The 24,703-nt window shown below is 71.3% G+C and carries 15 protein-coding genes; 5 read left to right on the forward strand and 10 right to left on the reverse strand.

The window, feature by feature from the left end; genetic code table 11:
* Window positions 1-2: 2 nt before the first annotated feature.
* Complete coding sequence (locus ACSEEN_RS00255) at window positions 3-1,670, reverse strand: hypothetical protein (RefSeq protein ID WP_440711925.1); 1,668 nt, start codon at window positions 1,668-1,670, stop codon at window positions 3-5.
* A gap of 127 nt (window positions 1,671-1,797) precedes the next feature.
* Between ACSEEN_RS00255 and ACSEEN_RS00260 the strand changes: the two genes are divergently transcribed.
* Window positions 1,798-3,300, forward strand: a complete 1,503-nt coding sequence (locus ACSEEN_RS00260; protein WP_440711926.1) for a DUF7782 domain-containing protein — start codon at window positions 1,798-1,800, stop codon at window positions 3,298-3,300.
* 629 nt (window positions 3,301-3,929) lie between these two features.
* On the opposite strand, the gene ACSEEN_RS00265 is transcribed toward ACSEEN_RS00260, so the two are convergent.
* The 3 genes from ACSEEN_RS00265 to ACSEEN_RS00275 form a co-directional block, all read right to left on the reverse strand.
* Window positions 3,930-5,156, reverse strand: coding sequence for a trans-sulfuration enzyme family protein (locus ACSEEN_RS00265; protein ID WP_440711927.1), 1,227 nt, complete (start codon window positions 5,154-5,156; stop codon window positions 3,930-3,932).
* Window positions 5,071-6,336: an OpgC domain-containing protein gene (gene opgC, locus ACSEEN_RS00270; protein ID WP_440711928.1), complete on the reverse strand. Its 1,266-nt coding sequence runs from the start codon at window positions 6,334-6,336 to the stop codon at window positions 5,071-5,073. The genes ACSEEN_RS00265 and opgC overlap by 86 nt, the downstream gene beginning before the upstream one ends.
* 128 nt (window positions 6,337-6,464) lie before the next feature.
* Window positions 6,465-8,252 carry an AMP-dependent synthetase/ligase gene (locus ACSEEN_RS00275; RefSeq protein WP_440711929.1) on the reverse strand — a complete coding sequence of 596 codons (1,788 nt, stop codon included), beginning with the start codon at window positions 8,250-8,252 and terminating at the stop codon, window positions 6,465-6,467.
* A gap of 132 nt (window positions 8,253-8,384) precedes the next feature.
* On the opposite strand from ACSEEN_RS00275, the gene ACSEEN_RS00280 reads away from it, so the two are divergent.
* Window positions 8,385-10,142, forward strand: coding sequence for a DEAD/DEAH box helicase (locus ACSEEN_RS00280; RefSeq protein ID WP_298443682.1), 1,758 nt, complete (start codon window positions 8,385-8,387; stop codon window positions 10,140-10,142).
* A 162-nt stretch (window positions 10,143-10,304) separates the two neighbouring features.
* Here the strand turns inward: ACSEEN_RS00280 and ACSEEN_RS00285 are convergent, their stop codons facing one another.
* Window positions 10,305-10,889 (reverse strand): TetR/AcrR family transcriptional regulator, encoded by a 585-nt coding sequence (locus tag ACSEEN_RS00285; protein ID WP_298443680.1) that lies wholly within the window; start codon window positions 10,887-10,889, stop codon window positions 10,305-10,307.
* Window positions 10,890-10,979: 90 nt separating this feature from the next.
* Here ACSEEN_RS00285 and ACSEEN_RS00290 point away from each other — a divergent pair, with 90 nt between their 5' ends.
* The gene (locus tag ACSEEN_RS00290) at window positions 10,980-12,065 is read left to right on the forward strand and encodes an ABC transporter permease (RefSeq protein ID WP_247867238.1); all 1,086 of its coding nucleotides are present in this window, start codon (window positions 10,980-10,982) and stop codon (window positions 12,063-12,065) included.
* Here ACSEEN_RS00290 and ACSEEN_RS00295 read toward each other — a convergent pair.
* The 5 genes from ACSEEN_RS00295 to ACSEEN_RS00315 form a co-directional block, all read right to left on the reverse strand.
* Window positions 12,058-12,801, reverse strand: coding sequence for an NAD-dependent deacylase (locus ACSEEN_RS00295; RefSeq protein WP_371308066.1), 744 nt, complete (start codon window positions 12,799-12,801; stop codon window positions 12,058-12,060). The two genes, ACSEEN_RS00290 and ACSEEN_RS00295, sit on opposite strands and share 8 nt — an antisense overlap.
* Window positions 12,798-13,001, reverse strand: coding sequence for a hypothetical protein (locus ACSEEN_RS00300; protein ID WP_247867240.1), 204 nt, complete (start codon window positions 12,999-13,001; stop codon window positions 12,798-12,800). The genes ACSEEN_RS00295 and ACSEEN_RS00300 overlap by 4 nt, the downstream gene beginning before the upstream one ends.
* Before the next feature lie 58 nt (window positions 13,002-13,059).
* Entirely contained in the window at window positions 13,060-13,476 is a 417-nt protein-coding gene (locus ACSEEN_RS00305; protein WP_247867241.1) for an HIT family protein, read from the reverse strand.
* A gap of 73 nt (window positions 13,477-13,549) precedes the next feature.
* Complete coding sequence (locus ACSEEN_RS00310; protein ID WP_247867242.1) at window positions 13,550-13,939, reverse strand: DUF4189 domain-containing protein; 390 nt, start codon at window positions 13,937-13,939, stop codon at window positions 13,550-13,552.
* 33 nt (window positions 13,940-13,972) lie between these two features.
* The gene (locus ACSEEN_RS00315) at window positions 13,973-14,773 is read right to left on the reverse strand and encodes an LppX_LprAFG lipoprotein (protein ID WP_247867243.1); all 801 of its coding nucleotides are present in this window, start codon (window positions 14,771-14,773) and stop codon (window positions 13,973-13,975) included.
* 298 nt (window positions 14,774-15,071) lie between these two features.
* Here ACSEEN_RS00315 and ACSEEN_RS00320 point away from each other — a divergent pair, with 298 nt between their 5' ends.
* The gene (locus ACSEEN_RS00320; protein ID WP_440711930.1) at window positions 15,072-24,281 is read left to right on the forward strand and encodes a fatty acid synthase subunit beta domain-containing protein; all 9,210 of its coding nucleotides are present in this window, start codon (window positions 15,072-15,074) and stop codon (window positions 24,279-24,281) included.
* Window positions 24,278-24,667 (forward strand): holo-ACP synthase AcpS, encoded by a 390-nt coding sequence (acpS, locus tag ACSEEN_RS00325; RefSeq protein WP_440711931.1) that lies wholly within the window; start codon window positions 24,278-24,280, stop codon window positions 24,665-24,667. Before ACSEEN_RS00320 ends, acpS begins: the two co-directional genes overlap by 4 nt.
* The last annotated feature ends 36 nt before the right edge of the window (window positions 24,668-24,703 follow it).

The following is a 24,703-nucleotide window of genomic DNA, read 5'->3' on the forward strand; positions in this document are numbered from 1 at the left end:
ACTCAGCGCGCCGCCGGGGTATGGCGCGGTGTGGTCTTCGTCGTCGTCCGGCGCGGCGCATCGGTTTTCGGCGTGGTCTTCGGGGCCTTCTTCGTGGGTGTCGCCGACGAGGTGGCACCCACCCGCCGCGTCCGCGCCGTGGTGTCGGCGTCGGGGCGGACGCCGGCCTCGTAGTCCCGCTTGTTCTTCTCCGCGCCCAGACCGGTGCCGGTGGTGTCGTCCTCGATCAGGCACATCGACCGCACCACGTTGTGGTAGGTCACCAGGCCGTATTCGAGCGGCAGGGACAGGAGGGCCCCGGCGATCCGGAACGGCGACGGCGCGACACCCGCCGGGTTGGTGAGCGCGTCGCCGACCTCGGTGAACAGGTGTACCGCGAGGTAGTACGAGTAGTAGGCGGCGATCAGCGACTTGGTGACGGTGAGGCGGTCGAGGGAGACCGTCGCGCCCATGTTCGCCCCTGTGCCCATGTTGTGGCCCAGGCCGATCAGGATGTCCAGCGGGGCTCCGCCGACATAGGGGAGCATGCCGCCGACGTAGCTGCCGATGGTCTCCGCGGTGGAGAAGTCGGCCGGGTCGGCGGGGATCAGATTGAGCGGGATCGCCGTGGCCTTCATCTGCCGCAGGATCTGCGACACCTGAGCGTCGATCCGGCGCTTGGCGACCGCGTTCGGGGCCTGCGCCTTCGCCGCGTCACCGGTGCGCTTCACGATGCGGCCGAGCGTCAGATCGCCGACCGGAGTGCAGGTGTCCTCGTCGGCCAGCCCGAGCTGATTCGCGATCGACTGAATGATCGGGTGGATGGGGATGTCGTAGACGACGGTCTCGCTCGGCTTGCCGGCGAGCGACTTCTGCTCCTCGGTCACCCGCGCCACGCAGCGCTCGAGGATCGCGTTGCTGATCGCCGAATAGGCCTGCGTCAGACCCAGCCGGATCACCGCGAACCCGACCGACAGCAGGGTGCCGTAGGAGAGGAAGCTCAGCGAATCGACCGGCCCGCCGGTGAGATCGAAGATGTTCGGCGCCAGCCCCACGGCCAGCCGGGCCGGTGCCAGGACGCCCGTGAAGAAGTACAGCCACGCCGTCTCGACGGCCTCGGACAGCGTGATGTTGGCGACCGGGATCGCGTCGTTCTGCTTGCCGTCCCGGATCTTCAGCAGATCGGACACGATCAGCTGGGACTGCGGCGACCGGTAGGCGACGGCGGGATCGTCGTCGTCGGCGCCCAGGGTCTTCGGATGCTCGGAGAGCGCGAGGGTGGAGACCGTGATGTTCGCCATCTCGCGACGCACGGTGGCGTCGTTCGCCAGCACCGCCTCGCGCACCGCGGGCGGTAGGTCCGGTAGCAGCGACTGCTTCAGCGACTCGTACACGACGGCGAGGGTGGTGAACTCGCCGCTCACACAGGTGGTCGGTTCCGGGGTCGGCGGCGTCTTCAGCAGCGGGTCGGTGGACTGGGCGATCCGGTCCTGCCGCTCGCCGTAGGTCTCCGCCGCGGGCGGCGCCGGTGGCGCGTGCTTCTTCGGTGCGGTTTTCGCGACCGGGCTCGGGGCGACGACCGCCGTCCGGATCACCTCGGCCGCCCGGGCATCGGGAACGGCACCCTGTGCCAGGAACGCTCCCGTGACGACGATGGTGGTCGCTTCGATCAGGACGCGCCTGCCGCGCATCCCGAAAACAGACTTGTGCACACTTCTCCCGTTCCCCGACGTTCCAGAACGGGTGACAGCGTAACCCAGAGTGAGCCGGGTCACCGTGTTCGACTGCCGGGATGGCACGGATAGTACGCTCGGCCCGGTGAACGGACTCCCGCTGAGCGATCCCGCCGTCGTCGACGCCCTGGGCGCCGTGCTGCGCGAGCGCGGCTATTCCTCGGACGGCATCGCGGCCCTGCTCGGCGACGACGCCGGGACCGCGCTGGTCGGCGGAACCTGGTGGCCGGCGTTGCGTGCGACGGCACGGGCCGACGGCGCCGAGCGCGATCTGGCCACCCTGATCCGCCTCTTCCTGCTCGGCAGCATCGAGGCGGAAGACGTTGTGGCACAGGCACTCTCGCCGATCAGTCCGGCGACACTCGTCGACCAGGGAGTGCTGGCCTCCGGCGACGGCGGGTACCGGGCCGTGCTCGACATCCGGCCGCACGGCAGCGACTCGCACGACTATCTGGTGGTCAGTGACCAGGACGCGTTGCTGCGCGCCCGGCCGCTCCGCCACGACCACGTCCTCGGTATCGGCGGTGCGTCGATGTCGTTGGCGCAGGCGGTCATCCGGACGCCGGTGGACCGGGTGCTCGACCTCGGCACGGGATGCGGCATCCAGGCGCTCCACCTCGACGGTCACTCCAGGGTCGTGGTGGCCACCGACACCAATCCGAGGGCGCTCGCCCTGGCCGCCGTCACCGCGCGCCTGAACGGGATGTCGTGGGACCTGCGCGAGGGCAGCCTGTACGAGCCGGTCGCCGGGGAGCGCTTCGAGCTGATCGTCGCCAACCCGCCGTTCGTCGTCGGCTCCGGCAGCCAGGACTACATCTACCGCGACTCCGGGATCTCCGGCGACGGCGTCAGCCGGCAGTTGATCGAACGGGCCGCCGACCACCTGGAACCCGGTGGGATCGCGCAGCTCCTCGCGAACTGGATCGTGTACGACGAGGAGCGCTGGGACGAGCGCATCGGGGAGTGGGTGCGCGCCAGCGGGCTCGACGCCTGGGTGGTGCAGCGCGAACTCGCCGATCCGATCTCGTACATCTCGCTGTGGGTCGCCGACGCGGGGGAGACCCCGGAGGGCGCGGCCCGCCGCGGCGCCGCGTGGCTCGACTGGTTCGAGCGCGAGGGCATCGCCGGCATCGGGATGGGGCTGGTGACGCTGCGCAAGCCGGTGACCCCGCGCGCGCCCGACGTGGTGATCGAGGAGATCACCGCGGCCGGCCAGGAGGTGACCGGCTTCGAGGCGCAGGCGTGGTGGGCGCGCCGCGACTTCCTCCGTGAGCACACCGACGACGACCTGCTCGCCGCCGCGCTGAGCACCTCGCCGGTCTTCCTGGAGAGCCAGTCGTTGCCGGGAGAGCAAGGGTGGCAACAGATCTCGGCGTCGGTCACCCGGCCGGGCGGACCCGGCGCGGTGCTGGGTGTCGATGAGGTGATGACCGCGCTCCTGGCCGGCTGCCGGGGCGAGGTTCCACTCGGCACGCTCATCGAGCTGCTGGCGAGCTATCACGGCGTCGAAGGCGCGGCACTCGCCGAGGCGGCGCTGCCCGTCGTGCGCGAGGCGATCGGCCGCGGGATCCTCTTCGCCGCGGAGTAGGCGCGCTCACTCGGGGTCGTTTCGACACGGGCGGGCGGCCACCGTCAGCCCGCCCCGACGGTCAAGCCGTTGGGCGCGGACCGTGTCGAAGACGTCTTTCTCGCCAGGTGGTCGTTTCGACGCGCCCCTCGCCCTTGCGGGCTCGGGTCGGCGGGGCGGGCTATGTGGGAGTCCGTTGTGCTGGTCGAAGGGGGCGGTCAGGACCAGCCCGTTGAGCAGGTCGCTATCAGCCCGTTGAGGCGGTCGCTGTTAGCCCGCCCCGCCGGTCAAGCCGTTGGGCGCAGGCCATGTCGAAACGTCTCCTGACTGGTGGTCGTTTCGACACGGACTCGGCTGGCGCCTCGTCCGGCTCAACGGGCGGCTGGGGCTCAACAAGGCTGCTGGAAGCGCAACGGGCTGCTGGGGCTCATCAGGCTGCTGGAGGCGCAACGGGCTGAGTGGCAGTCCGGTGTGCTGGTCGAAGGGGCGGTCATTGTTCGTCCGTTGAGCCGGTCAAGCCGCCAGGCGCAGGCCGTGTCGAAGCGTCTCTCTCGCCTGGTGGTCGTTTCGACACGCCCCGGGTCCTGAGCTGGCGCGGCGGAGCGTGCGACGACGCGGCGTCGAAGGGCGCCCTGCGGGCTCGGGGCGGCTCAACGGGCTACATGTGGAAGGGCCTCGTCCAGGGCCGCCGCGAGGTCGGCCCGCAGGTCGGCGACGTCCTCCAGGCCCACCGAGAAGCGCAGGTGGCCGTACTCGCGGAAGGGCTCGGGGTAGGCGGCGACGCGGGGGCCGGAGGTGCCCACGTGCACGATCAGCGACTCGTCGTGCCCGACCGACACCGCCGAGGTGATCACCCGCAGCGCCGCCACGAAGCGGTTCTGCACCGCGGCATCGCCCTTGAGCGCGAACGCCATGATCCCGCCGGAACCGCGCTCGCCGAACAGCCGGGTGGCGACGTCGTGCTGCGGGTGGCTCGCCAGGCCCGGATAGGCGACGTAGGCGATCCGCGGGTCGGCGGCCAGGAACTCCGCCAGACGCGCGGCCGAGGCCTGATGCTGGTGCAGCCGCAACGGCAGAGTGACCGAGCCCCGCATGATCAGCCAGGCGTTGAACGGCGAGATCACCCCGCCGACGTCGACCATCGCCTCGGCGCGGATCGGCTCCACCAGGTCGGCGCGCCCGATCACGGCACCGCCCATCGCGTCGCCGTGGCCGTTGACGTACTTGGTCAGCGAGTGGACCACCAGGTCGGCGCCGTGCTCCAGCGGCCGGAACAGCGGCGGCGGCGTGAACGTCGAGTCGACCATCAGGATCACCCCGCGGCTGCGGGTCAGCTCCGCGAGCGCCGGGATGTCGGCCACCTTGGTGGTCGGATTGGCGATCACCTCGGTGGCGATCAGCCGCGTGTTCGGCCGGATCGCGGCGGCGACGGCGTCGAGATCGGTGATGTCGACGAAGGTCGCGGTGATCCCGTACTTGCGCGGCAGCAGCGAGGTCCACAGCTTGTAGGTGGCCTCATAGGTGGTGTCCGAGACCACGACGTGGTCGCCGGAGTTCACGTGCGTGAAGAACACCGCGTGCAGTGCGGCGACGCCCGAGGCGAGCGCGAGCGCGTCCTCGCCGTGCTCGAGGGCGGCCAGCTTGTCCTGCAGGGCGATCTGGTTGACGCCGGTGTTCCGGGTGTATGTCAGGTGTTCGGGGTTGGACCAGTCCATCGTCGACGGGTCGTACGGCAGGTGATATGAGTTCGCCATCGTGATCGGTACCCGGATCGCGGCGCCCTCCCCGTGGTCACCGACCGACGAGTTCCCGCCGTGCACGCTGAGGGTGGCCTCGCCGAGACTGGCGGGATCGGTGCGGTCGGGTCGTGTCGTCATGGGTGCCTTCCTGTGCCGGGACGCCTTCGACCCTACGACGGCGTATCCGGGCGATCTCGGCCGGTAGGCGGTGCAGTTTGTCGATACCCGCCCGCTGCCGGAACCGCGCCCACCCCCAGCACGCGCCGAACACCGCGAGCACGATCAGCGTGGACACGCCCGGTCCCCACGGCCGGAACACCACGAGCACCGGGATCGCGAGCAGCGCTACCGCCTGGATCACGTACGCATCGAGACTGCGGGCGCCGACCGTCGCCAGCGGCGCGAGCCAGTCGCGGCGAGTACGGCGCTGCACCTGCCGGAACGCGGCGTAGACGGTGATCACCGCCAGCCAGGCGACGAGGGCCCGCAGCGGTCCGAGATCGACCTTGCCGATCAGTTCCGGTGCCCGCGCCAGGAGGCGCGGACCGTGCAGGCCGGTGTACAGCAGTGCGCCCACCGCGACGGTCGTCGCCGCGAGCACCCCGAACGACGCGTCCAGGCGCGCCGGCAGCTGCCAGTCGTGCCACTTCCAGCCGAGCACCATCGCCGGGACGAACAGCACCTGCCAGGCCAGCCAGTTCTGCACCGGGCCGCCGTCGGGTGAGGAGTTGAGGTACATCCACCAGGCCGGCGCCACCTGGCTGTAGACATAGAGCGCGCCGGAGACCGCGAGGACCGCGGCCCACGCGCCGCGGGCGAGGGCGGGCAGGATCGCGAAGGCGAGCGTCATCAGCACGAGGTAGACGACGAGGATGCTGCCGCCACCCGGCAGGAAGCACAGGGTCAGGGCCCACCAGACCTGCTGGACCAGCGGCTCGCCGGCCGGCAGATTCGTGATCGTCCGGAAATCGCGTCCGCTCAGCACGAGGCCGGCGGCCACCGCGGCGAGGGAGATGGTGACCTGGGCGACGTAGAGCACGAGCAGTCGCTGTGCCAGCCGGTGGTACGCGTAGCCGAGGGTCTGCCGCTCGATCCAGCCGCGGTAGACCAGACCCAGGATCAGCCCGGACAGCAGGACGAAGGCGCTCATCCCGTCGACCAGCGGGAAGCTGTGCGTCGGCCGGGCGATCAGCATGCCGTTGGCGAAGTGCAGGCTGATCATGCTCCAGATGGCGAGACCGCGGGTGGCGTCGATCGCCAGATCCCGGCCGGCCGGTGCCCGGCCGCTCCGCGGGGTGGCGTCGTCATGTCGTCTCATGGTGGCCCGACGCTACGACGCGCCGCCCCGGGGATCCGGAGCGGCGCGCCGCGTGCGTCGAGGACGCAACCGTCTTGTGACCTATGGGACTAGATGCCCCTTATGTGGCCGATGTGACTGGAGGGGATTCAGCTGTACAGATCGGCGATGGCCTGCTTGTACGTGTCGTGAATGACGTTCCGCTTGAGCTTCAGCGTGGGCGTCAACTCGCCGGTGTCGATCGTGAAGTCGGTCGCCAGGACGTCGAACTTCTTGATCTGCTCGGCCGCGGAGACCTTGGCGTTGGCGGCCTTGACCGCCTCGTCGAACTCGGCGCGCAGCTCCGGGTTCTTGGCGAGCTCCTCCATGCTGGTGTCGGCCGGGAGGCCGTGGCGCTCCAGCCAGCCGGGGGCGGCCTCGGCGTCGATCGTGATCAGTGCGCCGATGAAGGGCTTCTGATCGCCGACCACGAGGCACTGGCTCACCATCGGATGCGCGCGGATGGTGTCCTCGAGCTGGGCGGGCGAGACGTTCTTGCCGCCGGCGGTGACGATCAGTTCCTTCTTGCGCCCGGTGATGTAGAGGTAGCCGTCGTCGAGCCGGCCGATGTCGCCGGTGTGGAACCAGTCGTCGTGGATCGCCTCGGCGGTGGCGTCCGGGTTCTGCCAGTAGCCGGTGAACACGACCGGGCCCTTGAGCAGCACCTCGCCGTCGTCGGCGATCCCCACGCTGACACCCGGCACCGGTCGGCCGACCGAGCCGATACGGAAGTGGTCCTCGTTGTTCGCGGTCACCGCGGCGGTGGTCTCGGACAGGCCGTAGCCCTCGTAGACCGGGATGCCGACGCCGCGGAAGAAGTGACCCAGGCGCTCGCCCATCGGGGCACCGCCGGACACCGCCGCCTCGCAGTGACCACCGAGCGCGGCGCGCAGCTTGCCGTAGACCAGCTTGTCGAACAGGGTGTGCTTGAGGCGCAGGACCAGTCCCGGCCCGCCGCTGTCGAGCGACCGGCTGTAGTCGATCGCGGTGGCGGCGGCCTTCTCGAAGATGGCGCCCTTGCCGCCGTCCTCGGCGTTCTGCTGCGCCGAGTTGTACACCTTCTCGAACACGCGCGGGACCGAGAGCACGTAGTTCGGCTGGAAGACACCCAGGTCGGGGACCAGATTGGGGATGTCGTTGGTGTGACCGAGCACCACGCCGTTCTCCACGCAGCCCACCGCCACGACGCGCGCGAAGACGTGCGCCAGCGGCAGGAACAGCAGCGTGGACTTGCCCTCCACCAGGCCGGTACCGACCGCGTTGCGGACGGCTTCGGTCTCCGAGATGAAGTTGCGATGGGTCAGCACCACGCCCTTGGGGCGGCCGGTGGTGCCCGAGGTGTAGATCATGGTGGCCGCATCGGAGGCGCCGGCGGCGGCCTCGCGCTCGTCGAGCGCGGAGTCGGGCACGTCGGCGCCGCGCTTGCGCAGTTCGGCGACGGCGCCGTCATCGATGACGAGCGTCTCGTTCAGCGCGCTGGCCTCGGCGATCACGTCGCCGTGCTTGGCGCGCTGGGCGTCGTTCTCGATGAGCAGGAGCTTGGCCGCGGAGTCGCTGAGGATCCAGTGCACCTGGTCGGGCGCCGAGGTCTCGTAGATCGCGACGGTGATACCGCCGGCCCGCCAGATGGCGTAGTCCAGCAGGCTCCACTCGTAGCGGGTGGAGGAGAGCAGCGCGACACGATCGCCGCGCTCCACGCCGGCGGCGATCAGGCCCTTGGCGACCGCGTCGACCTCGTCGGCGAACTGGCCCGCGGTGACGGTGATCCAGTGGCCGGAGTCGCCGCGCCGCTTGAACAGCGGCAGCGTCGGGCGCTCGCGGCGCAGCCGCTGGATCCGCGTGATGGTCGTGACGTCGTCGGCGACGGTCAGGGTGGAGGGAGTGGTGTACTCCTGCATGCGGGTGATCTCCTTCGTAGAATGTCGGATGTGCGCGTTTAGCGACGTTCCGGCGGACCTCGTGCCTGCAAACCCTACCAGCGCGTTAAGTGGGGAGTATCACATCCCGCTTCCGGGGTACCATCATCAGCGATGAGTGACTCCGAAAACACCAGTTCACCGATAACGTTCGACGGCTTCGGCATCGACGACCGCGTTCGCGCCGCGCTCGACGAGGTCGGCTACGAGACGCCGTCGCCCATCCAGGCCGCGACGATCCCGCCGCTGATGGCCGGACGCGACGTCGTCGGGCTGGCACAGACCGGCACGGGTAAGACCGCCGCGTTCGCGATCCCGATCCTCTCCCGGCTCGACGTCTCCGCGCACAAGCCGCAGGCCCTGGTGCTGGCGCCCACGCGCGAGCTCGCCCTGCAGGTGGCCGAGGCCTTCGGGCGCTATTCGTCGAAGATGCCCGAGGTCAAGGTCCTGCCGATCTACGGCGGCCAGAGCTACGGCATCCAGCTGTCCGGGCTGCGCCGCGGCGCGCAGGTGATCGTCGGCACGCCGGGCCGCGTGATCGATCACCTCGACAAGGGCACCCTCGACCTGTCTGAGCTGGCCTTCCTGGTGCTCGACGAGGCCGACGAGATGCTGTCCATGGGCTTCGCCGAGGACATCGAGCGGATCCTCGCCGACACCCCCGACGACAAGCAGGTCGCGCTCTTCTCGGCGACCATGCCGTCGTCCATCGGCCGGCTGGCCCGCAAGTACCTCAACAACCCCGAAGAGGTGAAGGTCAAGGCGCAGACGTCGACCGCGTCGAACATCACCCAGCGCTACCTGCAGGTCTCCCACCAGCGCAAGCTCGACGCCCTCACCCGGGTCCTCGAGGTCGAGGACTTCGACGGGATGATCGTCTTCGTGCGGACCAAGTCCGCGACCGAGGAACTGGCCGAGAAGCTCCGTGCCCGCGGGCTGTCGTCGGCGGCGATCAACGGCGACATGGTGCAGGCCCAGCGCGAGCGCACCATCAACCAGCTCAAGGACGGCAGCCTCGACATCCTGGTCGCCACCGACGTCGCCGCCCGTGGCCTCGACGTCGACCGGATCTCGCACGTCGTCAACTACGACATCCCGCACGACACCGAGTCGTACGTGCACCGGATCGGCCGCACCGGCCGCGCCGGCCGCAGCGGCACCGCGCTGCTGTTCGTCAGCCCGCGCGAGCGCCACCTGCTGCGCGCCATCGAACGCGCGACGCGCCAGGAGCTCACCGAGATCGACCTGCCCTCGGTGGAGGACGTCAACGCCCAGCGTGTGCTCAAATTCGGCGAGTCCATCACCCGGAACCTCGAGTCGGACAACCTCGACCTGTTCCGCGGCCTGGTGGAGACCTACGCGCGGGACAACGACGTGGCGATGGCCGACGTCGCCGCGGCACTGGCCCTGGAGACCCGCGACGGCGGCTTCCTGATGGCGCCCGATCCGCCGGCCGGCGAGCGTCGTGAGCGGCCCGAGCGGCGTGAGCGCACCCCGAAGGACGGCGGGCGGTTCGCGCAGTACCGCATCGCGGTCGGCCGCAAGCACAAGGTGTCGCCGGGTGCCATCGTCGGCGCGATCGCCAACGAGGGCGGCCTCACCCGCGCCGACTTCGGCAACATCAGCATCCGCGACGACTTCTCCATCGTCGAGCTGCCCGACGATCTCGACAACGAGACGCTCGCCATGTTGAAGCACACCCGCATCGGCAAGAATCCGATCGACATCCGCCGCGACCAGGGCCCGCCCGGACAGCGCGGCGGCCGCAAGAGCGGTGGCTACGGCGGCGGCAAGAGCGGCGGCTACAAGGGCGGCAAGAAGGACCACTGGGGCAAGCGGCCCCCGCGCGTCGCCGGCCGCGGTCGCGACTGATCCCGCCGCGCCGACGGCCGAACTGTCGCCCTGCCGGGCTGATCCGTCATCCCGCCGGGCTGAGCTGTCATCCCGCCGGGCTGAGCTGTCATCCCGCCGGGCTGAGTCGCGGTCCCGCCGGGCTGAGTCGCGGTCCCGCCGGCTGAGCCCGTCGAAGCCCGTTCAGTCGGCGTCGATCACGGCCTGGACGCGCGGGGCGAAGGTCTCGATCAGATCGGCCGGTGACGGCTCGGTGAAGGCCGGAGCCTGCACGAGGTAGCGCATCGTCACGATGCCGAACAGGGTGCTGACCAGCACGCGGGAGGCCTCGTCGCTGATCTGCGCCTGCTCGGCGAGGAGTGGCAGCATCGCCGCGGAGGCGAACTCGCCGAGCGGGTAGGCGCCGGGCTCCCCGGAGATCGCCGAGCGAAGGGCGCCCTGCAGTGCGGGGCTGGTGCCCGGGTCGGTCCACGCGCTCACAAAAGCGGTGGTCAGGCGTCGTCCCAGCTCGTCCCGGGGCCCGGCGATCGCGGCGGCGAGTCGTTCCTCCGGGTTCACCGGAAGCGCCATCGCGGCGATGAACAGCCCGCGCTTGTTGCTGAAGTAGTAGGGGATCAGGGCGACGTCGACGCCCGCGCGCGCCGCCACGGCGCGCAGCGTGGTCGCCCCGAATCCACCGGAGGCGAAGAGCTCCCGGGCGGCGGCGAGGATGTCGTCGCGGGCCGTGCTGTCACCGGACCGCCGTCCGGTCCGTGCCGGGGTGTTCACGCCACCACCATAGCTGATTTCATCAACTGTTGACTTCTTGGCGGGCTCCCGCCTACGGTCGTATTCAACAATCGTTGAAATGAGGTCGCCATGTCTGCCGTCTCCGTCCGGAAGGTCGTCGCCCTGATCATCGGGATCGCGATCGTGATCCCGGCGATCCTGCTGATGTTCATCGGACCCGCCTCGCGCGGCACGCCGCACGAGTTGCCGATCGGGGTGGCCGGACCCGCACCGGCCGTCGCGCAGGTGGAGAAGGCGCTGGAGCAGCGGCAGCCCGGCGCGTTCGACGTCCACCGGTACGACGACCTCGGCGCGCTGGAACAGGCGGCCGCCGACCGCGAGGTCTACGGCGGCCTGGTCGTCGGGCCCGAACCCGCGACGGTGATCGCGACCGGTGCGAGCCCGGCGGTGGCGGGGGTGCTGACCCAGCTGGGCGGTCAGCTGGTGCGCGGTGCGCCGGGCGCGACGTCCGCGACGGCGGCCCCCGCCGTGATCGACGTGGCTCCGCCCGCCGGGCACGATCCCCGCGGTGCGGGCTTCGGCTCGGTGGTGATGCCGCTGTTCATGGCCGGAGCCGCGCTGGGAATGGCGTTGACGATGACCTTGCGGCGGGTCACGCTGGTCGCCGCGGTGCTGCCGGTCGCGGCGGCGGTGGTCGCCGCCACCTGCGTCGGCGCGGCCATGGCGGTGGGCGTTCTCCCGGGCGGATTCTGGGCGCAGTGGTTCGCCATGTTCGCCGGGATCCTGGCGATCAGCGCGGTGATCGCCGGCCTGGTGTCGCTGATCGGGATGGCCGGCATGGGGATCGCGGCGGTGGTGTTCATGCTGGTCGGCATGCCGCTCGCCGGAATCGCCTCGCCACCCGAGTACCTGCCGTGGGTCTGGGGGCACGTCGGTCAGTGGCTGCCGCTCGGCGCCGGCGGCACCGCTCTGCGCGGCGCGGCGTTCTTCGCCCGTGACAGCTTCCTCGGCACCGGTACCGGCCTGGCGTTCGTCGCTCTGGCGATGTGGATCGTGATCGGCTACGCGCTCCTCGGGCTGACCGTCGTGAAGCGCCGCCGGCTCACCGAAAAGGTTCTGACGGAGGAATCCTCGGAAGAGGAGGTCTCGGCGGAGGCCGCCCCGGGCGACGGTGCTTCGGCGGGCACGATTCCGGCCGCCGTCCCGGTCAGCTGACCAGCGCGGGCAGGCCGCGCGCGGCGGTCATCGGGATGCGCAGGCGGATCCCGCTCAGGTCCGACGGTTCGGGATTGACCTCGATCACCGGCACTCCCCGGTAGGCGGCCTTCGCGGGCAGCTCCGCGGCGGGATACACCACCCCGCTGGTCCCCACGACGATCACCAGGTCGGCGGCCTCGAAGGCCGCTTCGGCGTCGTTCCACGCGCCGGACGGGAGGCGTTCGCCGAACCAGACCACACCGGGCCGGAGTCGGCCCGGGCACGACGCGCATGCGCGCGGTTCCGGATCGACGGCGGCGTCGACCGGTCCCGGTGTCCCGCAGAAGTCACAGCGCGGGGCGAACAGGCTGCCGTGCAGGTGGACGGCGGGCCCGGACCCGGACCGTTCATGCAGGTCGTCGACGTTCTGCGTCACGACCGTGACACCGCCGCCGTCGCGCTTGCGCTCGGCCAGCCCGGCGACGGCGCGGTGTCCGTCGTTCGGCGCCACCGCCCGCACCCCGGCGGCGCGTTCGGCGTACCACGACCACACCAGCCGGTGGTCGCGGTCCCACGCCTCGGGGGTGGCCAGCCGCATCGGGTCGAAGGTCGCCCACAGCCCGGTCAACGCGTCGCGGAAGGTGGGGACACCGCTCTCCGCGGACATTCCGGCGCCGGTGAAGACGACGACACGGCGGGCCTCCGCGACCAGTTCGCGGCCAGCCGCCAGGTCGCCGGGGGACGGTCCGCTCATCCGACCTTCCGATACTTCTTGTGCATCGCCTGCTTGGAGGCGCCCAGGAGCAGCCCGATCTCGGCCCACGAGAGACCGGCGATCCGGGCGCGCCGCACCGCGGCCTCCTCTTCGCGGGCCAGATCGCGACGAAGCGCCGCGAGGCGGGTGAGCTGTTCGATCGGGGTCTCGCCGTCGGGCTGGTCGAATCCGGTCTTCATGGGATTCAGGGTGCTCCCGGATCGCGGAATCGTCAACCATGGTTGACGATCGCGGGCTTCATCGCGTGAGTTCGGCGCGCAGGGCCGCGGCCACGGCGTCGGGATCGCCGGCGCGGCGGGTGAGCAGTCCCTTCGCGAACTGCAGCTTGTCGCCCGAATGCCGGGGGACCACGTGCAGATGCGTGTGGAAGACGGTCTGGAAGGCGGCGCGACCGTCGTTCATGACGAGATTGACCCCGTCGGCGTCGAGGGCGGACTTCGCGGCCGCGGCCACCCGCTGACCGGCCTGGAACACCCGCGCGCCGGTCTCCGGCGGCAGGTCCGCCAGTCCGGTGGAGTGCGCACGCGGGACCAGCAGGGTGTGGCCGGCGGTCACCGGGCGGATGTCGAGGAAGCCGAGGACGTGCTCGTCGTCGTACACGATCCGGGCGGGCGCCGTGCCGGCGACGATGGCGCAGAAGATGCAGTCGCTCACGGGGTACAGCCTCTCAGAACGGCCCGAAGGCGGCATCCGTGATCGGATGCCGCCTTCGGTGGGAGTGGCGTGCTCAGGCGTGGCCCGACGTGCACAGCCAGTCGTAGATGTAGCCGCCGCCGGCGTTGTACAGCGCGTTCGACTGCGCGGTGTACAGGTCCGACGCGCCGCCGTAGCCCCAGTACGACGGGCTCGACGCGATCGCGCCGCAGCCGTTGACGATGTGCACCACCACCTTGCAGTCGGTGTAGCCGCAGGCGCCGACGGCCGCGCTGGAGGCACTGGCGGCGTCCTGGTAGTCCCAGGCGCGGCCGGTGGCCCCGGTCGAGGGCGAGAGGGCCAGCGCACCGTAGTACGCGTAGGCGTGCGCCGGAGCGGGATCGGCGACGGCGGAGACGGTGAGTGCGGTACCGGCGCCCAGGACGGCGAGACCGACGACGGCGAGTCGTTTGCGGATGTTCATGGGATTCTCCTCGGGGTTCGCGCTGACCGGAGGTCAGTTCGCGGCCTTCTCGCCGCGGGTCGGTCCGCCGCCGGCGGGCGGAGCGGTGGGCTTGGCGGACGGGGTCTTGACGTTGTCGGGCTTGGTCACCTCGACGCTGCTGTTCCACTTCGAGATGCCGACGGTCAGGGTGACCTTGTCGGACGGCGCGACGACGACCTTGGCGACCTGGTTCTGGTCGGTGATCCAGACGGTGGTCTTCATCGACTCGGTGCTCTCGGTGGCGTTCTTGCCGGAGGCGCCGGTCAGCGCGGTGACGTCCTTGGCCGCCACGGTGCCGGTGACCTTGGTGGCCTTGGCGCCGTCGACGTCCTCGGTGCCGTCGATCTTGGCGCCGGTGATGCTGCGCAGGATGTGGGGGACGCCCTTGTCCGGGTTCAGGACCTGGGAGACGTCGTAGATGGAGCGGCCGTCGCCGTAGTTGATCCAGCCCTGGTCGTCGATGTTCGCGTAGAAGCTCTCATCCAGATAGACGAACGGGGCCTTCACGGTCTTGTTGCCCATGTTGAGCGTGGCGGTGCCTTTGCCGGAGACGTTCGGCTTGGTGTTGACGTCGGCCTCGACGGCGGTGGCGTTGAGGCTCTGGAACGCCGGGCCGTCCACGTTCACCGTGAGGTGGGCGCCGGTGAGCGCGGCGGTGGCGTCGGCGGCCTTGTTCAGCAGTTCGGTGGCGGCTGCGTCGGATGCGGCGGGCTTGGAGCCGGAGTCGTCCGAACTCGAGCACGCGGTCAGCGTGAGGGCGGTGGCTGCACCGAGGGCCATGACGGCCCCGAGAATGCGGTGGCGTCGTTTCATGCGAATCTCCTTGTTGCTCGGGTGGAGTGAACCTAACAAGCGCGCCGGTCCGGCGGCTACGTCCCGCGCGGAAGTTGAGTGTTTCTACTCATCGGCCCGCCCGCGGAAGATAACGATAATATAACGATTTTTCGCCGGTTGAATGCGCTGGTGAGAGGGGTGACTCACCGTTCTACCAGTGGGTATACTGCGAGGTCGCGGTCAAACATGAGGAAAGCCTCACATTTGCGTGTCATGATGGGGCGGTCGACGACGACCCACGCCGACCGCCTACGACCGCTCATTTTCAGGAGAGCCTGTGACCCTCGACCAGTTCCGTTCCCGTCAGCGCCACGAACGCCCCGCCGCACCGGAACCGAGCCTGCTCGATCGTCTCGCCGCCGGTGAGGCCTACGCCGTCAGCTTCGGTGGACAGGGCGGCGCCTGGCTGCCGACGTTCACCGAAGCGGTGATCGACGCCGATCTGGAAGCGCCGATGGCGGAGGTCCTGGAGTCGGCGCGCGCGATGCTCGCGCCGGTCGCCGAGGACCTGGCGCGTGCGGGCACGCTGCCGTTCACCCCGCTCACCTGGATGCACGACCTCGACGAGGATCGCCCGGTGCCCAGCGACGCCGACCTCGCCGAGGTCACCGTGTCGCTGCCGGGTGTGCTCCTGAGCCAGCTCGCGGTGATCTCCTCGGTCACCAAGCAGGGCCTGGACACGGCGGTGGTCCCGCCGATCGCCGTCGTCGGACACTCGCAGGGCGTTCTGGCCACCGAGGCGCTGCCGGCCGGCGATCAGCAGCGCGACGCCGACGACGCGCAGCTCCTGGTGCTGGCCCAGTTGATCGGTGCGGCCGCCGCGCTCACCGCGCGCCGCCGCGGTCTGACCGGCACCGCCGACTCCTCGCCGATGCTCTCCGTCTCGCAGGTCGCTCCGCAGGACATCGAGGTGCTGCTGGCGCAGTATGTGTCGGCACTGCCCGCCGATCAGCGGATCGGTGCGCCGGCCGTCGCCGTGCACAACGGCCGTCGCGCCGTCGTCATCTCCGGCGCTCCCCGTCACCTGGCCGCGTTCGCGATCCTGTGCGAGGAGAAGGCCGCGGTCGCGGCCGACGAGCACAAGCGGAAGCTGACCGGCGGCAGCCCCTTCGCACCCGTCTTCGAGAACGTCATGACGACCGTGCCCTTCCACCACCCCGACATGGCCCCGGCGATCGCCCTGGTGACCGACTGGGCGCAGCGCTGCGGCCTCGACCCGGCGCTCGCGCACCGCTACGCCTCCGCGATCCTGGTGGAGCCCGTCGACTGGGTCTCGCAGGTCGGCGAGGTCGTGGCCAGCGGCGCACGCTGGCTGCTCGACTTCGGGCCGTCGGACCTGGCCACCCGCCTGGCGTCGTCGCTGGTCCGCGGGCAGGGCGTCGGCGCCGTGCCGGTCGCCACCCGCGGCGGACAGCGCAACCTCTTCGTCCCGGGCAACGTCCCGGAGGTGTCGGCACCGTGGGCGCTCTACGCGCCGCGTCTGGCCGAGCTGCCGGACGGCCGCGTCGTCGTCGACACCCCGTTCACCCGGCTGACCGGACGGTCGCCGATGATGCTCGCCGGCATGACCCCGACCACGGTCGACCCGGCCATCGTGGCCGCTGCGGCCAACGCCGGTCACTGGTCGGAGCTGGCCGGTGGCGGCCAGGTGACCGAGGCGATCTTCGCCGAGAACGTCGAGCGGCTCACCGCGCTCCTCGAGCCGGGCCGCGAGGTGCAGTTCAACTCGCTGTTCCTCGATCCCTACCTCTGGAAGCTGCAGCTCGGCGGCAAGCGGCTGGTGCAGAAGGCACGCGCCGCCGGCGCCCCGATCGACGGCGTGATCATCACCGCGGGCATCCCCGAGCTGGAGGAGGCCGTCGACCTGGTCCACGAGCTCAACGAGGCGCAGCTGCACTACGTGGCGTTCAAGCCCGGCACCGTCGACCAGATCCGCTCGGTGATCCGGATCGCCACCGAGGTGCCGGAGTTCCCGGTGATCGTGCAGATCGAGGGCGGCCGCGCCGGTGGACACCACTCGTGGGAAGACCTGGACGACCTGCTGCTGTCGACCTACGGCGCGCTGCGTGACCGGCCCAACGTGGTGCTCTGCGTCGGTGGCGGCATCGGCACGCCCGAGCGCGCCGCGGACTACCTGACCGGCGAGTGGGCCGCCCGCCACGGCTACCCGCTGATGCCGCTGGACGGCATCCTGATCGGCACCGCCGCGATGGCCACCCTGGAGGCCACCACCGCACCCGAGGTGAAGCAGCTGCTGGTCGAGACCGCCGGCTGCGAGGACTGGATCGGCGCCGGGCACAGCGAGGCCGGCATGGCTTCCGGGCGCAGCCAGCTCGGCGCCGACATCCACGAGATCGACAACACCGCCTCCCGCTGCGGCCGCCTCCTCGACGACGTCGCCGGTGATGCCGAGGCCGTCGCCGAGCGTCGCGACGAGATCATCGCCGCGATGGCCGGCACCGCCAAGCCGTACTTCGGCGATGTCGACACCATGACCTACCGGCAGTGGCTCACCCGTTACGCCGACCTCTCGGTGGGACCGGCCGACGCCGACCCGCTGCCCTGGGCGGACATCACCTGGGCGCAGCGCTTCACCGACATGTGCCGCCGCACCGAGGCCCGGATGAACGACCTCGACTCGGGAACCTTCGTCTCGCTGTTCGACGGCGACGTCGACAGCCCGCACGCCGCGATCCTCGCGCTGGCGGCCGCCTACCCGGCGATCGACGACGACATCCTGCACCCGGCCGACGTCGCCTTCTTCCTGGAGCTGTGCCGGACCCCGGGCAAGCCCGTCAACTTCGTGCCGGTGATCGACAAGGACGTCCGGCGCTGGTGGCGCAGCGACTCGCTGTGGCAGGCGCACGACGCCCGCTACCGAGCCGACGAGGTCTGCATCATCCCGGGACCGGTCGCCGTCGCCGGCATCACCGAGGCGAACGAGCCGGTCGGGGATCTGCTGAACCGCTTCGAGGCGCACACCGTCGACCAGCTCAAGCAGGCCGGCGAGCACGTCTGGCCGGCCGACGCCCGCCGTCGCACCGGGACCGTGCCGTCGGCCGGAGCGATCACCGTGCTGCTGGAGTCGGTCGACGTCTCCTGGGCCGGGCGCATCGTCGCCAACCCGATCGCGCTGCTCGGCGACCTCGACGCCTGGGAGGTGTACGACGGCCAGGTGGCCGATCACGGGCCCACCGGCGCACGACTGACCCGGCTGTCCGACGAGGGCGCACTGCCCGCGTCGTTCGAGCTGGCCGTGCCGGTGTCCGGCACGCACGTCCGTATTCCGCTGGCCGTGGACGCCTCGGTGCTCGACGGCGGCGTGCCGCGCGTCGGCGTCGACGAGGCCGCCACCGCCATGCGCGAGCTGCTGACCGTCGCCGCCGGTGGTTCGCTGGCCGCGATCGACGCGGGCGCCGCCACCGTCACGGTCGCCTGGCAGGCCGACTCGGTCGCCGATCACAGCGGTGTCACCGCGGCCACGCTGCCGCGCAACCTGACTCCCGTCACGCCGGCCATGCCGCTCGGCTTCGCCGTGCCGGACACCCTGGTCACCACGTGCTGGCCCGCCGTGTTCAGCGTCATCGGCGCCGCGACCACCGACGCCGGACTCCCGGTGGTGGAGGGTCTCCTCGACCTGGTCCACCTGGATCATGCGATCGAGCTGACCGGCGACATCCCGGCGTCGGACACCGAGCTGACCGTGACCGCGCGACTCGGCGGGGTCTACGACAGCGCCGTCGGCCGCGTCGTCGAAGTGACCGTCACCGTGGAGCAGGCCGACGGCGCACCGGTCGCGACCCTGCACGAGCGCTTCGCCATCCGCGGCCGTTCCGGTGACGCCGACCTGGCCGATCCGCTGCGCGCCGGCGGCGCGCCGGACGACGAGCGCACCGGAACCCGCAAGCACGTCCGGACCGCGGCCGTCACGGCGCCGGAGCACATGGGCGGCTTCGCCGTCGTCTCCGGCGACCGCAACCCGATCCACGTCGATGCGCTGGCCGCGAAGCTGGCCGGCCTCGGCGACCCGATCGTGCACGGCATGTGGCTGTCGGCCGCCGCGCAGCAGGTGGTGACCGCCGCCGACCGGGACAACCCGGTGCCCAGCCCTCGCGCGATCCGCGGCTGGACCGCCCGCTTCCTCGGCATGGTCCGCCTCGGTGACGAGATCACCATCCGCGTCGACCGGGTCGGCATGGACGCCGGACGCGACGTGATCGAGGTGACCGCCAAGGTCGGCGACGACCTGGTGATGGCCGCGACCGCGCTGCTCGACGCCCCGCGCACCGTGTACGCTTTCCCCGGCCAGGGCATCCAGAGCAAGGGGATGGGCCTGGAGGCGCGCTCGCGGAGCAAGGCCGCCCGCGCCGTGTGGGATCGCGCCGACGCGCACACCCGTGAGGCTCTCGGCTTCTCGATCCTGGCGGTGGTCCGCGACAACCCGACCACCTTGATCGCGAACGGCGAGACCTACCACCACCCCGACGGCGTGCTGTTCCTGACCCAGTTCACACAGGTCGCGATGGCGACGCTGGGTGTCGCGCAGGTCGCCGAACTGCGTGAGGCCGGTGGCTTCGTCGAGGGCGCCATCACCTGCGGCCACTCGGTCGGTGAGTACAACGCCCTCGCCGCGTGCGCCGGAGTGCTGCCGCTGGAGGCCGTCCTGGAGGTCGTGTTCCAGCGTGGCTCGGCGATGCACCACCTGGTGCCGCGTGACGAGAAGGGCCGCAGCGACTACCGCATGGCCGCGATCCGGCCGAGCCAGTTCGGGCTCGCCGACGCCGACGTGACCGGTTTCGTCGCCGAGATCGCCGACCAGGCCGGGGAGTACCTCGAGGTGGTGAACCTGAACCTCCTCGGTTCCCAGTACGCCATCGCGGGCACCGTCCGCGGGCTGGAGGCGCTGGAGACCGAGATCGTGCGCCGGGTCGCCGAATTCGGTGGCAAGCGCGCCTTCATCCTGGTGCCGGGCATCGACGTGCCCTTCCACTCGACGGTGCTGCGCGCCGGGGTGCCGGAGTTCCGCGGCAAGCTCGATGAGCTGCTGCCCGCCGACATCGACCCGGACATCCTGGTCGGCCGCTACATCCCGAACCTGGTGCCGCGCCTGTTCAATCTGGAGCGCGAGTTCGTCCAGGAGATCGCCGATCTGGTGCCCTCCGAGCCGCTGGACGCGGTGCTGGCGGACTGGGACTCGTGGTCGTCGCGCCCGGGTGACCTGACCCGCGTGATGCTGATCGAGCTGCTGGCCTGGCAGTTCGCCAGCCCGGTGCGCTGGATCGAGACGCAGGATCTGCTGTTCTCGCCGCCGGAGGCCGGCGGTCTGGGGACCCAGCGTTTCGTGGAGGTCGGCGTCAAGACCGCGCCGACCATCACCGGCCTGGCCCGCAACACCCTGAAGCTGCCGCAGTACGCGGCATCGACGGCCGAACTCCTCAACGCCGAGGCCGACGCGCTGCTGCTCACCGGGCAGGACCAGGGCGCCGAGCCCGAGCCCGACGTCGCCGACGAGGCCCCGGCCGCCGAGGCCGCTCCCGCGGCATCGGCTCCGGCCGCGGCGCCCGCCGCAGCCGCCCCGGCCGCGGCCGCCGGTCCGCGCCCCGCCGACATCGCGTTCGGTCCGTCCGACGCGGTCCGGTCGGTGATCGCCCTGTGGACCAAGATGCGGCCGGACCAGATCGGTGCCGTCGACACCATCGAGGCATTGTGCGACGGCGTGTCGTCGCGCCGCAACCAGCTCCTGCTCGACGTCGGTGCCGAACTCGGGCTCGGCGCGATCGACGGTGCGGCCGAGGCGGACATGACCGCTCTCGCCACCACCGTCGACTCGCTGGCCCGCGGCTACCGGCCGCTCGGCGACGTGCTCACCGACGCGGTCGGCGACCAGTTCCGCAAGATCGCCGGCCCGCTGGGCAAGCGCCAGTCGTACGTGACCGACCGGGTCACCGGTGCCTGGCAGCTCGGATCGGGCTGGGCCCTGCACACCCTCGTCGCGCTGGCGCTGGGCACCCGCGAGGGCGCCTCGGTGCGCGGCGGTGACCTCGGTGACCTGCTCGACGGTCCGGTCGCCAACGCCGAGGCCCTCGACGCGGTGATCGACCGCGCCGTCCGCGGTGTCGGTGCCGCCCGCGGGATCGCGGTGGAGTTGCCGGTGGCCGCCGGCGGTGGCGGTGCCACCGTCGACGCCGCCGCCCTCGGCGAGTTCGCCGACCAGATCACCGGCCCGGACGGCGTGCTGGCCGCGACCGCGCAGACCATCCTGGCCAAGCTCGGTCTCACCGACACCTCGTCGGCCCCGGAGGCTGATCCGGAGGCCGGCGCGCTGGCCGACCGGGTCAGTGCCGAACTGGGCGCCGACTGGGCGCGCACCGTGGCACCGGTGTTCGACGAAGAACGTGCCGTGCTGATCGATGACCGCTGGGCGTCGGCCCGCGAGGATCTGGCGCTGCTGTGGCTCACCGACGCCGAGGAGCTTTCGGCCGAGGCGGCCCGCTTCACCGCGGCCGGGGAGACCGTCGCCGCACACGCGCGGTGGTGGGAGAACCGGGCCGCGGTCGAGGGCCGGCCGGCCCACGCGGAGCTGTACGCCGCGATCGCCGACGCCGCCGTCAGCGCGGAACCCGGCGCGTTCGCCGGCGACATCGCGGTGGTGACCGGTGCGTCGGCGGGCTCGATCGCCGCGGCCGTGGCCGGTGAACTGCTGGCCGGCGGCGCCACCGTCGTCGCGACCACGTCGCGGCTGAACTCCGAGCGCCTGGCGTTCTACAAGAAGCTGTACCGCGACCACGCCCGGACCGGCGCGGCGCTCTGGGTGCTGCCGGCCAACATGGCGTCGTACACCGACGTCGACGCCCTGACCGAGTGGCTCGGCTCCGAGCAGACGGAGAACCTCGGTGCGAGCACCGCCGTCGTGAAGCCGGCGATGCGGCCCACGCTGCTGTTCCCGTTCGCCGCGCCGCGCGTCGCCGGTGACCTCACCGACGCCGGTGCGCGCGCCGAGCTGGAGATGAAGGTGCTGCTGTGGTCGGTCGAACGGCTGATCGCCGGGCTGTCCGAGATCGGTGCCGACCACGACATCGCCGGGCGGCTGCACGTGGTGCTGCCGGGCTCGCCCAACCGTGGCATGTTCGGCGGCGACGGCGCCTACGGCGAGAGCAAGGCCGCGCTCGACGCGCTGGTCAAGCGCTGGAGCGCCGAGGACTCGTGGAGCGGTCGCACCAGCCTGGCGCACGTCCTGATCGGCTGGGTGCGCGGCACCGGGCTGATGGGCGGCAACGACGTGCTGGTCGAGGCCGTCGAGAAGGCCGGTGTGCGCACCTGGAGCACGCAGGAGATGGCCGAGCAGCTGATCGGGCTGTGCAGCGCCGAGCAGCGTGCGGCCGCGCGGATCGCTCCGGTGGAGGCCGACTTCACCGGCGGCCTCGGTGAGGCCACCCTCGACATGAAGGCTCTCGCCGAGGAGGCCCAGCAGACCGCGGCCGCCGCCACGTCCGACGACGCCGTCGAGGACGGCGTCGAGGTCGCCGCGCTGCCCGCACCGGCCCGCGCGGCCACCGGACACCGGATCGACTGGCCCGAGCTGAACGCCCGGCCGGAGGATCTGGTCGTGATCGTGGGCGCCGGCGAGGTCGGCCCGTACGGCTCGGCCCGCACCCGCTTCGAGATGGAGGTGGACGAGAAGCTCTCCGCCGCAGGCGTGCTGGAGCTCGCCTGGACCACCGGCCTGATCCAGTGGGACACCGCGCCGAAGCCGGGCTGGTACGACGTCGAGACCGGTGACCCGGTCGCCGAGTCGGACATCGCCGAGCGCTATCACGACGCGGTTCTGGAGCGCTGCGGCATCCGCCGCTACGCCGATGAGGGCGCGATGACCGACAACACCGCACCGCTGCTGGAGTCGGTGTTCCTGGACGAGGACCTGAGCTTCTCGGTGCCGTCGGAGGCGCAGGCCCGCGCGTTCGCCGCCGCCGATCCCGAGCGCACCCGGGTGACGCCGAACGAGGCCACCGGCGACTGGACCGTCACCCGGCTTGCCGGGACCGAGATCCGGGTGCCGCGCCGCTTCGCCCTGTCGCGGACCGTCGGCGGCCAGATCCCGACCGGCTTCGACCCGGTCCGGTGGGGCGTCTCGCCCGACATGGCCGAATCGGTGGACCGGGTGGCCCTGTGGAACCTGGTCGCCACCGTCGACGCGTTCCTGACCGCCGGCTTCAGCCCGGCCGAACTGATGCGCTGGGTGCACCCGGGACTGGTGGCCAACACGCAGGGCACCGGCATGGGCGGCATGACCTCGATGCGCTCGCTGTACGTCGACACCCTGCTGGGTGAGGCCAAGGCGAACGACATCCTGCAGGAAGCGCTGCCGAACGTGGTCGCGGCGCACGTCGTGCAGTCGTACATCGGCTCGTACGGCGCGATGATCCACCCGGTCGCGGCCTGTGCGACGGCGGCGGTCTCGGTCGAGGAGGGCGTCGACAAGATCCGTCTGGGCAAGGCGCTGTTCGCCGTCGCCGGCGGCTTCGACGACCTCGGCATCGAGGGGATCGTGGGCTTCGGCGACATGTCGGCCACCGCGGACTCGGCCAAGATGGCGGCCAAGGGGATCGACGAGCGCCGCTTCTCCCGCGCCAACGACCGGCGCCGCGGCGGCTTCGTCGAATCGGCGGGCGGCGGCACGGTGCTGCTGGCCCGCGGCGACGTGGCCGCGCAGATGGGCCTGCCCGTCCTGGGCGTGGTCGCCTGGGCGCAGAGCTTCGGCGACGGCGTGCACACCTCGATTCCGGCTCCGGGTCTCGGTGCGCTCGGCGCGGCTCGCGGGGCGGGCAGCTCGCCGCTGGCGAACTCACTCGCCACTTTGGGCGTCTCGGCCGACGACGTGGCCGTCGTGTCCAAGCACGACACCTCGACCCGCGCCAACGACCCGAACGAGTCCGAGCTGCACGAGCGGCTCGCGTCGGCGATCGGGCGCAGCGACGGCGCGCCGCTGTTCGTGGTGTCGCAGAAGTCGCTCACCGGTCACGCCAAGGGCGGTGCCGCCGCCTTCCAGCTGATCGGCCTGTGCCAGGTGCTCCGCGACGGGGTGATCCCGCCGAACCGCAGCCTCGACTGCGTCGACGAGAAGATGGCCGAGTATCCGCACCTGGTGTGGGCACGCGAGCCGCTGCGACTGGGGGAGCGCTTCCCGCTCAAGGCGGGCGTGCTGACCAGCCTCGGGTTCGGTCACGTGTCCGGTCTCGTCGCCGTCGTCCATCCGGAGGCCTTCCTGGCCACGCTGCCGGCGGCGGAGCGCGAGGAGTACCGGGCGCGGGCCGCCGAGCGGCTCCGCGAAGGACAGCAGCGGTTGCTGTCGGCGATGTGCGGCGTCGAACAGGCCTATCGCAGGCCGCCGAACAGGCGGTTCGACGAGGCGGTCGACGAGCACGACGCCGAGGCCTCGCTGCTGCTGGATCCGCAGGTCCGTCTCGACGCGGAGGGCGAGTACAAGTGAGCGTGATCGGAGTCGGACTGGACATCGTCGATGTCACGGAGTTCGCCGCGCTGCTGGATCAGGCGGGATCGACCATGCAGATGGGTTTCCGGGTCTCCGAGCGCCGCGACGCGGCGTCCCGGACCGGTGATCCGGCACGGCACCTGGCGGTCCGCTGGGCCGCTCGGGAAGCGGTGATCAAGGCGTGGTCGTCGAGCAGGTTCGCGCAGGCCCCGGTGCTGCCGGAGACCGCGGTGAACGACATCGAGGTCATCACCGACAACTGGGGACGCCCGCACGTCCGCCTGCACGGTGATCTGGTGAAGTACCTCGCGGGGGTGAAGATCCACATCTCGCTGACGCACGACGGCTCCACGGCCGCCGCCGTCGCGATCCTGGAGGAATAGCGCCGGCGTCCACCGTGCGATGATCGTCGTCGTGGC

The sequence above is a fragment of the Gordonia marina genome, assembly GCF_052036135.1.
Classification (GTDB): Bacteria; Actinomycetota; Actinomycetes; order Mycobacteriales; family Mycobacteriaceae; genus Gordonia.